The following is a 13,072-nucleotide window of genomic DNA, read 5'->3' as shown; positions in this document are numbered from 1 at the left end:
CGTCCCATCACACCTGCGAGGAGTGTCGCGTTCCATGACTGTCGCCGTGGTGCTGTTCACCTCCGACCTGCGTCTCCACGACAACCCGGTGCTGCGTGCCGCCCTGCGGGAGGCGGACGAGGTCGTCCCGCTGTTCGTCCGGGACGACGCCGTCCACCGGGCCGGCTTCGACGCGCCGAACCGGTCGGCCTTCCTCGCCGACTGCCTGACCGGCCTGGACGCCGGACTCCGCCGGCGGGGCGGCCGGCTGGTGGTCCGCCGGGGCGAGGTGGCCGCCGAGGTCCGGCGGCTGGCCGGGGAGACCGGGGCGGCCTCCGTGCACGTCGCCGCCGGGGTCAGCCGCTACGCGGCGCGGCGCGAGGAGCGCCTGCGGGACGCACTGGCCGGTCCCGGTTGCGTCCTGCACATCCATGACGCGGTGGTCACCGCGCTCGCTCCGGGCCGGGCGGTCCCGGCGGGCAAGGACCACTACGCGGTGTTCACCCCGTACTTCCGCCGTTGGAAGGCGGAGGGGGTACGGGGCACACTGGCCGCTCCGCGCACGGTCCGTGTGCCGGACGGCCTCGTCGGTGGCCCGGTCCCGGACCGGGACGCCGTCCGGAACGTCTCCCCGGGCCTGGCCCGGGGCGGCGAGGACACGGGCCGCCGGCTCATGGCGTCCTGGCTGGACGGGGCGATGGCCGACTACCAGGACCGTCACGACGACCTGGCCGGGGACGCGACATCCCGGCTCTCCCCCCATCTGCACTTCGGCACGGTCTCCGCCGCCGAGCTCGTCCGTCGCGCGCGGGAGAAGGGCGGGCCGGGCGGCGAGGCGTTCGTCCGACAGCTGGCCTGGCGCGAGTTCCACCACCAGGTGCTGGCCGCCCGCCCCGAGGCGTCCTGGTCCGACTACCGGCCGCGCCACGACCGATGGCGTTTCGACGAGGACGAGATCACTGCCTGGAAGACCGGGCGCACGGGCTATCCGCTGGTGGACGCGGCGATGCGGCAGCTCGCGCACGAGGGGTGGATGCACAACCGGGGCCGGCTGCCGGCCGCGAGCTTCCTCACCAAGACGCTGTACGTGGACTGGCGGGTGGGCGCCCGGCACTTCCTGGACCTGCTGGTGGACGGGGACATCGCGAACAACCAGCTCAACTGGCAGTGGGCGGCGGGCACCGGCACGGACACCCGGCCCAACCGGGTCCTCAACCCGGTGATCCAGGGAAAACGCTTCGACCCGCGGGGCGCTTACGTCCGGCGCTGGGTGCCGGAGCTGGCGGAGCTGGCGGGGGCCTCGGTCCACGAGCCGTGGAAGCTGGAGCGCCGTGAGCGGGCGCGGCTGGACTATCCGGAGCCGGTGGTGGACCTGGCCGAGGCGCGGTCACGTTTCGAACGGGCCCGCGGCCTGAGCTGACCGGGCGGCTGCACGGGCCGGGGCCGCTCGTCCGCGCGACGCGCACTGCGGCGCGCCCGGGGGCCCGGCCCGTACACGCGTGGCGCCCGGAGGAAGCGTTCACCAGACCACGCCCAGGGCGGCGGCCGCCTCGGCCCCCGAACGGCAGTCGTCCTCGTGAGGCCCCCAGCCGTGGTGGGCCCCAGCGTAGGCGGTGACGGGGCCGGAGAGGGCGGGCAGCCGGTCCTGGGCGGCGAGGGATTGCGGAGTGGGGACGGGACGCTCGTAGACCGTGCGGGCGCGGACGGCGTTCGGGTGGACGCGGTCGGCCCCGTTCAGCGTGACCAGGAAGGTCTCCGGCGCGTCGAGCCGCTGGAGCCGGCTCATGTCGTAGCTGACGGTGACGCGGTCGGCGGCGGCGCAGGAGGACATCAGGTAGTTCCAGGAGGCCCTGACGGCCGGGGCGCTCGGGAGCACTGCGGTGTCCGTGTGCAGCAGGGCCCGGTCGCGGGTGTACCGGAACGCGCCGAGCGTCCCGCGCTCGGCCTCCGTCGGGACGGGTGGCGAGGACGATCGCGTCGTACGGGGCAGTCGTGCCGTCCTCTGTGGTGATGTCGACGCCGTCCGCGTGCCGGGTGACCGCGCGCACCGGGGTCGCGGTGTGCACGGCGGTGAGCTGTTCGGTGACGCGTTCGGCGTAGCTGCGCGAGCCGCCGGTGACGGTGCGCCAGGTGGGGGCGCCGCCGACGGCGAGCATCCCGTGACGGGCCAGGAGCCGGAAGACGCGGCGGGCAGGGCGGCGGCCGGGGCGCAGGGCCAGACGGCGAAGACCAGGGGCGTCAGGAAGTGGGTGCGGAAGTACGGCGAGAAGCGTCCGCGCCGGGCGAACCGCTCCAGCGTCAGGTCCGTCGCGCCGCTCTCCGGCAGTTCCAGCAGGGCCCGGGCCGCGCGGTGGAAGCGCGGCGCCTCGGCGAGCATCCGCAGAGAGGCGCCCCGCACGGCGGAGCGCGGTCGGGCCAAGTGCCCGGCCGTGCCGCGCGCCCCCGCGTACGCGAGGCCGCACCCCTCGCACCGCACGGACATGCTCATCTCGGAGGGCAGTGTGGCCACCCCGAGCTCGTCGAGGAGCCGCAGCAGGTACATGTAGGCGCGCCGGTGGTGCACGAACCCGGACTCGACGCGGTGCACCCGGCCGTCGGAGGCGTCCAGTTCGCGGGTGTGGGCCTGGTCTCCGACGCGGTCGTCCGCCTCGTAAGGCGTCACCTCGTGCGCCCGTCGCAGGACGTGCGCCGCGGTCAGCCCCGCCACTCCCGCTCCCACCACGGCCGTCCGCCGCCGTTCCCCTGCCATCACGGCTCCCTCGGGTTCTCGCCACGGATCGGAGCGCTGCCGGAGCGTTGCTCATCGCTCCGTTCGCCGCCGGCGCCCGGAAGGATGGGTCGATGATCAGTTCGGTCCCGACAGCGCGGACGGCCCGGGGGGACGGATCGCCGGCCGACCGGCGCCGGCCTCGGTGTGCGGGAGGCGCCGCGACGCGCGTGCGCAGGGGAGGGAGTCCACCTCGCCGCCCGCACTACCGCCCACAAGTACACATAAGCGACATATAAGAGCATGATGGAGGTACGGGTGCTCGTCGCCCTCCTCCGCACGGCGGCGGGGCCCACCGGATCGAAGGAGACGATTACCCATGAGCAACGTCTCACACGCCAGGAGCGACATATCGGGCCACCCCGATGCCTCCGAAATGCGTGCGCGGCACGACCGTGTGATGGGGGGCCGTGATGTGGCGCTGTTGGACGCGCCGGTGTTCCTCGTCGGCCTCTACTGCGCCGTCTCTCCCTGGGTGCTCCACTTCACGGCGAGCCAGCCGGCCCTGGTGGCCCACAACCTGGTGATGGGCATCGCCATCGCGGTGCTGGCTCTCGGCTTCTCCGTGATGCCCGAGCGCATGTACGGCCTGAGCTGGGCGATGTGCGCCATCGGCGCGTGGGTCATCGTGTCGACCTGGGTGGTCGGGACCAGTCCCGACGCCGGTGTCGTGCTCAGCAACGTCATCGTCGGCGGACTGACCGTGCTGCTGGGCATGGCGTGCGCGGGAGCCGCGGCCAAGACCCGCAGAACCTGACCGGACCCCACGCGGCCCCGGTCAGGGAAGGCCCGGGGCCGGCCGGGGCGACCGCGGGCGGGCCGATCACGGGCTGCTCGCGGTCGCCCCGTCCCGTCGGTCCTGCGGGGCCGTCGCCCCACGGTCACCCGACCGAGCTGTAGGCCACCACGCCCCGCAGCACCGCGTCCACGGCCTTGCGCGCGTTCTTCGACACCGTGCTCGCCCCCGCGCTCCCCTCGCGAGGAGCCGCCGCGGCCACCTGGCCCAGCACGTCGATCACCTGCTTGCACCACCGCACGAAGTCGCCCGCCGGCATCTCCGCCTCGCGCAGCACCTCGTCCAGAGTCCGCCCGGAGGCCCACATGTAGACCGCCCAGGCGAAACCGAGATCGGGTTCACGCTGTCCGACCCCCTCCGCCTGGTTGATCGCGAAGTCCTCCTCCAGGGCATCCAGCTTGCCCCAGATGCGCACCATCTCGCCCATGGCGGTCTTGGCCGCCCCGGACGGCAGCTTGGGGGCAACCGCGTCGTCCGACTGCCGTGCCTCGTACACCAGCGCCGACACACAGGCGGCGAGCTCCGCGGGGTTGAGCCCCTCCCAGACGCCGTCCCGGAGGCATTCGCTGGCCAGCAGGTCCAGCTCCCCGTACAGCCGGGCCAGACGGCGGCCGTTGCCCGTGACCTCGTCGCCGCGGAGGTAGTCCAGCTCGGTGAGGAGCGCGACGATCCGGTCGAAGGTGCGGGCGATCGTGTTCGTCCGCCCCTCGATCCGCTTCTCCAGCTGCCGGGTGTCCCGTTGCAGCCGGTGGTAGCGCTCCGCCCATCGCGCGTGGTCCTCACGCTCGTCGCAGCCGTGGCACGGGTGCGCCCGCAGCTCGGTGCGCAGCCGGCTGATCTCCCGGTCGTCGGCCGCCGCCGCGCGCGGCTTGCGGTGCCGCTCGGGCGTGATGTGCCCGGCCTTGGTCCGCAGCGCGGACGCCAGGTCGCGCCGGGACTGCGGTGAGCGCGGGTTGAAGGACTTCGGGACGCGCATCCGGTCCACCGCCTCCACCGGCACCGGGAAGTCCATCGAGGCCAACCGCTTGACCTGCCGCTCGGCAGTGAGCACCAACGGCCTCGGCCCGTCGTGGTGGTCGAAACCGCGGTGCCCGTTGGCCCGCCCCGCGGGCAGGCCCGGGTCGAGCACCAGGGCGAGCCCGGCGAACTTGCCGGTCGGCACGTGGATGACGTCGCCGGGCTTCAGCTTCTCCAGAGAGGCGGCGGCGGCCGCCCGCCGCTGTGCCGCGCCCTGCTTGGCCAGCTCCGTCTCCCGGTCCTTGAGGTCGCGCCGCAGTCGCGCGTACTCCTCGAAGTCACCGAGGTGGCAGGTCATGCCCTCCCGGTAGCCCTCCAGGCCCTCCTCGTTGCGCTGGACCTGCCGGGAGATCCCGACGACGGACTTGTCCGCCTGGAACTGGGCGAAGGAGGTCTCCAGCAGTTCCCGGGAGCGGTGCCGCCCGAACTGCTGCACCAGGTTGACCGCCATGTTGTACGAGGGGCGGAAGCTGGACCGCAGCGGGTAGGTGCGCGTGCCGGCGAGTCCGGCCAGCGCCGTCGGGTCCATGCCGCGCTGCCACAGGACCACCGCGTGGCCCTCGACGTCGATGCCTCGGCGTCCCGCCCGGCCTGTGAGCTGGGTGTACTCGCCGGGGGTGATGTCGGCGTGCTGCTCGCCGTTCCACTTGACGAGCTTCTCCAGGACCACCGAGCGGGCCGGCATGTTGATGCCGAGGGCCAGGGTCTCGGTGGCGAAGACGGCCTTGACCAGTCCGCGGACGAACAGCTCCTCCACGACCTCCTTGAAGGTCGGCAGCATGCCCGCGTGGTGGGCGGCGATGCCCCGCTCCAGGCCTTCGAGCCACTCGTAGTACCCGAGGACGTGCAGGTCCTCGCCCGGGATGGAGGCGGTCCGCTCCTCGACGATCTCCCGCACCAGACGGCGCTTGTCCTCGTCGTTGAGCCGGAGGCCGGCGTACAGGCACTGCTGGACGGCGGCCTCGCAGCCGGCCCGGCTGAAGATGAACGTGATGGCGGGCAGCAACCCCTCCGAGTCCAGCCGGTCGATGACCTCCGGCCGGCCCGGCGTCCAGATCCGGCTGCGCTGGCGCCGCTCACGCTCGCGGTCGGCCTCGCGGACCATCTTGCCCCGGCGGCGGTCGCGCGGGTTGTAGCCCTGCTGGTTCTCCTGCCGGGCGAGGCGGACCAGATCCGGGTTGACCTCACGGCGTCCCGCTCCACGGCCTCCGTGGTCGGTCTCCTCCTCGAAGAGGTCGTACATCCTGCGTCCGGCCATCACGTGCTGCCAGAGGGGCACCGGCCGGTGCTCCGAGACGATCACCTCGGTGTCGCCGCGCACGGTGTCCAGCCAGTCGCCGAACTCCTCGGCGTTGGAGACGGTGGCGGACAGCGACACCAGGGTCACCGACTCCGGCAGGTGGATGATCACTTCCTCCCACACCGCGCCGCGGAAGCGGTCGGAGAGGTAGTGCACCTCGTCCATGACCACATAGCCGAGGCCGGCGAGCGCCGGGGAGCCCGCGTACAGCATGTTGCGCAGCACCTCGGTGGTCATCACGACCACGGGGGCTTCGGAGTTGACGCTGTTGTCGCCGGTGAGCAGACCGACCTTGTCCGCGCCGTACCGCTTGACCAGATCGGCGAACTTCTGGTTGGAGAGCGCCTTGATCGGCGTGGTGTAGAAGCACTTGCGGCCCTGCTCCAGAGCCAGGTGCACGGCGAACTCGCCGACGATCGTCTTGCCCGAACCCGTGGGGGCCGCGACCAGCACCCCCTTGCCGGCCTCCAGGGCCTGGCAGGCCTCGATCTGGAACGGGTCGAGTCCGAACTCGTACATCTCCCGGAACGGCCCGAGAGCCGTCGCCATCTCGGCCGCACGGGCCCGGGAAGCCTGGTATCGCTCAGCTGGTGAGAGGTCCTCTGTCATCTTGGCTACGAGCCTACCCGCCACCTCCGACACTCAGCCCGGCCTTTGAAGGCCCCGGCCCGCTCCCCCGGTCAGAACCCGCACGGCCCCCGGCACGCAGGCCGCGGTGAGCGGCAGCGCGCCCAGCGGTTCGCCGTCCGCGTACGCCGTGACCCCGGCCGCCGCGAGCTCGATCGAGGAGACCCGGTGCACGGTGACGGCCGGGTGGCTCAGGTGGGTGCCCCGGTAGACCTTCGGGAACACCCTGAGCAGCGTGGCACGGCTGCACGCGCCGACCACGGTCACGTCGAAGAGCCCGTCGTCCATCTCGGCGCCGGCGCAGATCCGCATGCCCCCGCCGTAGCTGGCGCCGTTGCCCACCGCGACGAGCGTCGCCTCCGTCTCACGGGGCTCTCCCCCGTCGAACCGGATGCGGTACGGGATCGGCGCCAAGGCGGCCAGTTCGGCGAGGATCGCGAGATCGTAACGGAACCGGCCGCCGATCCGGCGCATCCGGTTGCCCCGGTCGTTGACCCGGGAGTCGAACCCGGAGGCGAGGACGGAGCCGAACCAGCGGTCGCCGACGCGCCCGAGGTCGATGTCGCGGCAGCCGCCGTCCTTGAGCGCCCGCGCCACCAGCCGGCCGGCGGCGGCCGGGGCGCGGACCGGGAGGCCCAGCGCGCGGGCGAAGTCGTTGCCGGTTCCGGCCGCCACGACCCCCAGCGGGGTGGCGGTCCCGGCGACGGCCTGGAGGGCGAGGGACACCAGCCCGTCCCCGCCGACGGCTATGAGGGCGCCGGTCCCCGCCGCCACCGCCTCGCGGGCCCGGCGCAGGGCGTCGTGGGCGTCCTCACCGAGCACCGTGTGTACACGGAATCCGGCGTCCCGCAACGCGGAGGCGGCCGGCTGCGCGGCGTGCGCGCCCCGGCCGCGTCCGGCGGTGGGATTGACGAAGAGGGTGATCTCACTGGTCACCCTTGGGGACCCTACAAGCTCAGGTGATGTCGTCGTAGCCGTTCAGCCGGTGCGGTCCGGGGCCGTCCGCCTCACCGGTCGACTGCTCCGGCAGCGCCCGGCGCGGGGCCGGCACGGGTTCGACCCGTCCGACGTCCTCGGGGGTCAGATCGAGCTGCGAGGCCTCGTCGTCGCTCAGTTCGGCGTCGGGGTTCTTGCGGTCGCGTCGCTTGTCGTTCAGCAGGGAGAAGCCGACGGCGACGAAGTAGAGCACCGCGAGCGGGCCGGCCAGCAGCAGCATGGAGATGGGCTCTCCGCCGGGGGTCGCGATGGCCGCGAAGGCCGTGAGGCCGACGACCATCCCGCGCCACCATGAGAGCATCCGCTTCCCCGAGACGACGCCCGTCATGTTCAGCGCGATGAGCAGCAGCGGCAGCTCGAATGCCAGTCCGAAGACCACCACCATGCGGACGAGCAGGTCCAGGTAACTGTCCAGCTCGATCTGGTTCTGGACGTTCTCCGGGCTGAAGCCGAGCATGATCTCGGCGGTCTGCGGCAGGATCGAGTAGGCGAGGTAGCCGCCGGAGAGGAAGAGCGGCGCGCCCACGACGGCGAAGGCGTACGCGTAGCGCTTCTCGCCCTGGTGCAGGCCCGGGGCGACGAAGGCCCAGAGCTGGTACAGCCACACCGGCGTCGCCAGCAGGACACCGGACATCAGGGCGACCTTGAGGGCGTTGGTGAACGGCGCCAGCAGGGTGTTCGTCTTCAGCAACGCGCACGGCTTGCCGTTGACGGCCGTGACCACGCCGTCCTTGCACCCGACGGAGGCGAGGAGGGGGCGCAGAAGGAAGTCGTAGATCTCCTTCTGGAAGAACGCTGCCACGATCGTCACCAGGACGATCGCCAGAACGGCTTTCAGCAGCCGGTTACGCAACTCACGCAGGTGATCGAGGAGGGGCATCCGCCCCTCGGCGTCCTTCTCCTGCTTGCGGGCAGACTTGAGCAACCCACTTCCCTCGTCTCGTGCGGCGGCTGTCGGCGGAGCTCGCCGACGGTCAGCTCTGGGTGGTGGGCTTGGTCTCGTTGACCGGGCGGGAGCTGGTGACGTCTCCCGGCGCCGCCTGGATGGTGCGCGCGGTGGTGGACGGCTGGGTGGTCGTGGCCGGGTCCTCGACGGTCTCCGTGGCGGAGTCGTCCTTCTTCATCGCCTTGGCCTCGCTCTTGAGGATGCGGGCCGACTTGCCGAGCGAGCGCGCCATGTCCGGAAGCTTCTTGGCACCGAAGAGCAGCAGGATGACAGCGATGATCAGAACGATCTCGAGGGGCTTCAGATTGCCGATCATGTGCGACTTCCTTCTCACTGAGGCGGCTGGAGGGTGGGCTCGCTACCCGTTCGACCGGGCATCTGTCCGATCATTGCGCTGACAGCGATCGTAACCCGCAGGGGTAAACGCCAGGCAATGCCCGTGCGTACGTGGGCTTGCGGCCCGCGCCCCCCTGCCCGGGCCGACCCCAGCAGCGTACCCTTCACCGCTGCCGGACAGCAGGGTGCCAGGAGGAGCGGGGGGCGTTCGGCCCTGATCCGCCGGACACCCCTAGCGGAGGCTCTCCCCTGTGGCGGCCAGACGCGTCGCCGCCCGTTCGAGGTCCTCCGAGGCGCGGCTGATCCGCTCCGTGGTGGTCGTGAGCTGCCGGCCGAGGCGCTGCACCTCGACGAAGACCTTGATGCCGAGCACCCCGAGCAGGGCGATGCCCACGAATCCGAGGGCGATGGCGAGCATGGGCCAGAACATACGGCGTGCCTCTTTCGTGTGCGGCGCCGCGGCGGGCGCTACCGAGCGGTGTGCAGACGCAGCGTCCGCACCCCGCCGCCGGTGAGAAGTTCGATGATGCGCTCCCCGGCGGGCTTGCGGACCGAGGCGCCGCACGCGGGGCAGCTGAAGGTGTAGAAGGTGGTGCGGCTGCTGGCGCCGATCGCCAGGCGCAGCGCCCCCGCCGCGAGCTCGAATCGCCCGCGGCAGTCGGGGCAGGCCGCCCGAAACCGTACGGCCGCTCCGACCGGCGCCGGGACGGGTCCGGCCGGAGCGGCCCGGCGGGAGCCCGCTCCGGCCGGGAACAGGAGGGTCCGGTTCATCGTCGTCCTTGCTCCCCGGTGCCCTCAGAGCACGTCGTCGTAGGCGGCGAGCGCCTCGCGGGCGGCCAGCCGGGCGCTGTCGGCGAGCTCCGGCGGGGTCACGATGCGACCCTCGCCCCCCAGGCGCAGGGCGAGCCGGCGCAGGGATGCCGGGTCCGGGGTGCGCAGGGTGATGCGCAGTCCGCCGTCGGGCAGCTCCTCGGCCGAGTCGTGCGGGTAGTACTCGGCGACCCAGCGGCCACCGGTGCCGACCTCGATGACGACCTCCGGGTCCTCTGCCGCAGGCTGGACCAGCCCTTCGGACAGGTCCCGCAGCTCCAGCTCCGGCGGTTGGGCGGGGGCGTCCAGGAGGCGGATCTCGGCGACCCGGTCCAGCCGGAAGGTCCGGCGGGCCTCGGAGAGCCTGCACCAGCCCTCCATGTAGGTGTGCCCGACGGCGAACAGGCGGATCGGGTCGACTTCTCGCTCGGTGAGCTCGTCGCGGGCGGGCGAGTAGTAGCGCAGCCAGAGCCGGCGGCGCTCCGAGATGGCCCGGTCGACGTCGGCGAAGACACCGCCCTCCGACTCGAAGGTCACCGAGAGCCGCGAGCTGGCCGCGCCGGTCTCCCCGGCGGCTGTCTCCAGCTTGGCGGTCGCCCGGACCAGGGCGAGGCGGTCGCTCTCGCGCAGTCCGGGCAGCGTCGCGACGGCGCGGGCGGCGACGAGCAGGGCGGTGGCCTCGTCGGCGGCGAGCCGCAGCGGCTCGGCGACGTCGTCCGGGTTGTGCCACCAGATCCGGTCACCGTCGGTGTCGATGTCGAGGAGGTCGCCGCCGCGGAAGCTGGTGCCGCACATGGGCAGCACGTCGAGGTCCGAGATCAGCTCGTCCTCGGTGATCCCGAAGGCCCGCGCCACGTCCTGGACGTGGGCGCCGGGGCGTTCGCGCAGATATGTCACCAGGGACAGCATCCGGCGGGTCTGGTCGATCGCGTTCGTGGCCATCGCTGTGGTCCGTCCCCTAGTCCTTGGCCACGGCGCGCAGCCGGTCCACCACGTCGGCCCGCAGATCGGCGGGTTCCTCCACGACGACGTCCGGCCCGAACTCCACGAGCCAGGCGTCCAGCCCGTGTCCGTACGGGATCTCCAGCTCGTCCCAGCCGTCGCCGCGTTCCCGCACGGTCAGCGCGCGGGACCGGAGCGGGTACCCGGCTCCGGCGCGAAGCCTGATCCGGGCGGTGCGGGTCGCGGTCTCCCCGGCCCAGCTCTCGACGGTCTCCCGCACCGTGACCACGTCGGGCACCTCGGCCTCGAAGGTCCCGGCGCGGGAGCGCACCTTGCCGGTGATGCGGGAGAGCCGGAAGACGCGCTCGGCGCCGCGGCCGCGGTCCCAGCCGGCGAGATACCACTGCCCGCGCCAGCATTCGAGGGTCCAGGGTTCGACCTGGCGCTGCTCGGCGCGGGCGGAGTTGGCCTTGCGGTAGTCGAAGGTGACGGGGCGGCGGTCGCGGCAGGCCAGCATGAGGGGCTCGAACGCCGCCTCGTGCACGGGGATACGGGGTTCGAGGGCGCTGTGCACCTCGTAGGCGTCCTCGGCTTCCGGCATGCCGGCGGCGCGGAGTTTCTGGAGGGCCCCGCTGGCGGCCCCGGCGAGGCGGGCCTGCTGCCAGACCTTGGCGGCCAGCCCGAGTGCGGCGGCCTCCTCTGCGTCCAGGGTGATGGGCGGCAGCCGGTTGCTGTCCCGGCGGGCCAGATAGCCGGTGTCGCCGTCGAGGTTCTCGACGGTCTCGATGACCAGGCCGAGCTCGCGCAGATCGTCCTTGTCCCGCTCGAACATCCGGTTGAAGGACTCGTCGGTGCCCGCTTCGAGGTAGGCCTCGATGGAACCGCGGAGCTCCCGCTTGCTCAGGGGGCGCCGGGTGCCCAGCAGGCACAGCGCGAGGTTCATCAACCGCTCGGCCTTGGCAATCGCCATCGGCGCCCTTTCTCGTTGTGCTCTACGACCGTCGACCGTACCGCCCCGGGGTGTGGGGACCAAAGCGGGGCCGCGGGCTGGACGACGAGGAGGGCCCCGGTACGCCTTGGGTTCCAGGGGTCGTCGCAACACCACTGGGTTTAGGTGGTGAGTAGATCACGTAGACGCTCGGCTGGGTTTGCCCAGCCGAGCGTCTTGCGTGGGCGGCCGTTGAGTTCCTGGGCGACGTGTTCGAGGTCTTCGGGGCTGTGGACGCTCAGATCGGTGCCCTTGGGGAAGTACTGCCGCAGCAGCCCGTTGGTGTTCTCGTTCGAGCCGCGCTGCCAGGGCGAGGCGGGATCGCAGAAGTAGACGGGCATTCCGGTGGCCATGCTGAACTGTTTGTGGCGTGCCATCTCGCTGCCCTGGTCCCAGGTGAGGGAGCCACGCAGGTGGGCGGGCAGCGTCTGGACGGTGCGGACGAGACCGTCGCGGACGGTCTCGGCGTCATGGGCGCCGCCGGGCAGGTGGACCAGCATCGTGTAGCGGGTGGAGCGCTCGACCAGGGTGGCGATCGCGGAACGGCCGCCCGCGCCGATGATCAGGTCACCTTCCCAGTGACCGGGCACCGCCCGGTCCTCGACGTCGGCGGGGCGGTCGCTGATCATCACCATCGGGTCGATGAACCGGGGCGTGCGCCGCTCGGGATCCCGGCGTGGCTTGCGGCGGGTCCGGCCGGAACGGATGGCGGCCTGCACTTCCCGTTTCAGGCCGCCTCGGGCCTGGAAGTACAGCGCCTGGTAGACCGTTTCCACACTCACCCGCATGCTCTCGTCGTCGGGATGCTCCGTCGTCAGAGCGTGGCAGATCTGCTCCGGTGACCACCGCGTGCGCAGTCCGTCCTGGACGAAGCGGCGCAGCCGGCCCTCGCGCAGCAGTTTGCGGTCCTTGGGCCGGGGCCTGCGTGCGGCGGCCGCGCGGTGGGCGGCGTAGGGCTGGTAGCCCTCGCTGCCCGCGTTCGCGTCGATCTCCCGCTTGACCGTGCTCGCCGGCCGTCCCAGGGCACGTCCGATCGCCCGCAGCGACTGCCCCACCGCGCGGAGATCGCGGATCTTCTCGCGCTCGGCGAGCGTCAGGAAACGCGGGTTGAGCTGCTTGTCCAGGGCCGTCAGGCCCACCGGTGCCGTGGTCACACCGCCCATCGTGACGGTCCCGGTGGTGTAGTCGACACGGCGCCCGTCCGGATAGGTGCGCGTGGTGCCGGTCTTCTTGACGCCCCAGTCCCAGTCCTTGGCCGTGCGCTCGTTCACACCGACCTGCCGGGCCGCCACACGGCGTGCGACACCGGCGACCCGAAGCCGCTCGTACTCGTCCCGCCCGGAATGCCGGCGCGGCAGACGCACCGAGCTCCGTCCGGCCTTCCGGGCCCAGCCGAAGGCAGTATTCCGGTTCACCCCCAGCTCCCGCGCCACCACGGTCACGTTCTCCACGGCATCAAGCCGCGCAAGGAAACGCTCCCTCAACCCCACAAGGTCATCGCGTCCAACGACCACGGTCCTCGCAACTCCCACAGATCGCGGGTGTTGCGAGGACCGTTAGAACCCAAG

At 72.3% G+C, this 13,072-nt stretch carries 11 protein-coding genes and 1 pseudogene; 2 read left to right on the top strand and 10 right to left on the bottom strand.

Features of this window, described 5'->3' with window-relative positions; translation table 11 throughout:
* Window positions 1-34 precede the first annotated feature (34 nt).
* Window positions 35-1,399, top strand: a complete 1,365-nt coding sequence (locus tag V9U70_RS13650) for a cryptochrome/photolyase family protein (RefSeq protein ID WP_336675125.1) — start codon at window positions 35-37, stop codon at window positions 1,397-1,399.
* A 99-nt stretch (window positions 1,400-1,498) separates the two neighbouring features.
* On the opposite strand, the pseudogene V9U70_RS13645 reads toward V9U70_RS13650, so the two are convergent.
* A pseudogene (locus V9U70_RS13645) lies at window positions 1,499-2,728 on the bottom strand (NAD(P)/FAD-dependent oxidoreductase).
* 337 nt (window positions 2,729-3,065) lie between these two features.
* On the opposite strand from V9U70_RS13645, the gene V9U70_RS13640 reads away from it, so the two are divergent.
* Entirely contained in the window at window positions 3,066-3,503 is a 438-nt protein-coding gene (locus V9U70_RS13640) for an SPW repeat protein (RefSeq protein ID WP_336675123.1), read from the top strand.
* 124 nt (window positions 3,504-3,627) lie between these two features.
* Here V9U70_RS13640 and V9U70_RS13635 read toward each other — a convergent pair whose 3' ends face one another.
* The 9 genes from V9U70_RS13635 to V9U70_RS13595 form a co-directional block, all read right to left on the bottom strand.
* Window positions 3,628-6,468 (bottom strand): DEAD/DEAH box helicase, encoded by a 2,841-nt coding sequence (locus tag V9U70_RS13635; protein ID WP_336675122.1) that lies wholly within the window; start codon window positions 6,466-6,468, stop codon window positions 3,628-3,630.
* Window positions 6,469-6,501: 33 nt separating this feature from the next.
* Entirely contained in the window at window positions 6,502-7,422 is a 921-nt protein-coding gene (locus V9U70_RS13630; protein ID WP_336675120.1) for a diacylglycerol kinase, read from the bottom strand.
* Window positions 7,423-7,441: 19 nt separating this feature from the next.
* Entirely contained in the window at window positions 7,442-8,407 is a 966-nt protein-coding gene (tatC, locus tag V9U70_RS13625) for a twin-arginine translocase subunit TatC (protein ID WP_336675118.1), read from the bottom strand.
* A gap of 49 nt (window positions 8,408-8,456) precedes the next feature.
* Complete coding sequence (gene tatA, locus V9U70_RS13620; protein ID WP_336675116.1) at window positions 8,457-8,744, bottom strand: Sec-independent protein translocase subunit TatA; 288 nt, start codon at window positions 8,742-8,744, stop codon at window positions 8,457-8,459.
* Window positions 8,745-8,996: 252 nt separating this feature from the next.
* Window positions 8,997-9,194, bottom strand: coding sequence for a hypothetical protein (locus V9U70_RS13615; protein ID WP_336675115.1), 198 nt, complete (start codon window positions 9,192-9,194; stop codon window positions 8,997-8,999).
* Between the two features lie 38 nt (window positions 9,195-9,232).
* A complete protein-coding gene (locus V9U70_RS13610; RefSeq protein ID WP_336675114.1) occupies window positions 9,233-9,535 on the bottom strand; it encodes a hypothetical protein in 303 nt (100 codons plus the stop codon).
* A 24-nt stretch (window positions 9,536-9,559) separates the two neighbouring features.
* On the bottom strand, window positions 9,560-10,516 hold the full coding sequence (locus tag V9U70_RS13605) for a helix-turn-helix transcriptional regulator (RefSeq protein ID WP_336675112.1): 957 nt from the start codon (window positions 10,514-10,516) through the stop codon (window positions 9,560-9,562).
* 16 nt (window positions 10,517-10,532) lie between these two features.
* Complete coding sequence (locus tag V9U70_RS13600; RefSeq protein WP_336675110.1) at window positions 10,533-11,486, bottom strand: helix-turn-helix transcriptional regulator; 954 nt, start codon at window positions 11,484-11,486, stop codon at window positions 10,533-10,535.
* A 140-nt stretch (window positions 11,487-11,626) separates the two neighbouring features.
* Window positions 11,627-12,862 (bottom strand): IS30 family transposase, encoded by a 1,236-nt coding sequence (locus V9U70_RS13595; RefSeq protein ID WP_419723911.1) that lies wholly within the window; start codon window positions 12,860-12,862, stop codon window positions 11,627-11,629.
* Window positions 12,863-13,072: the final 210 nt, after the last annotated feature.

The sequence above is a fragment of the Streptomyces pratensis genome (assembly GCF_037137275.1).
Classification (GTDB): Bacteria; Actinomycetota; Actinomycetes; order Streptomycetales; family Streptomycetaceae; genus Streptomyces; species Streptomyces pratensis_B.
The sequence above is the reverse complement of the archived record's forward strand: the minus strand, read 5'-3'. Positions and strand labels throughout refer to the sequence as shown.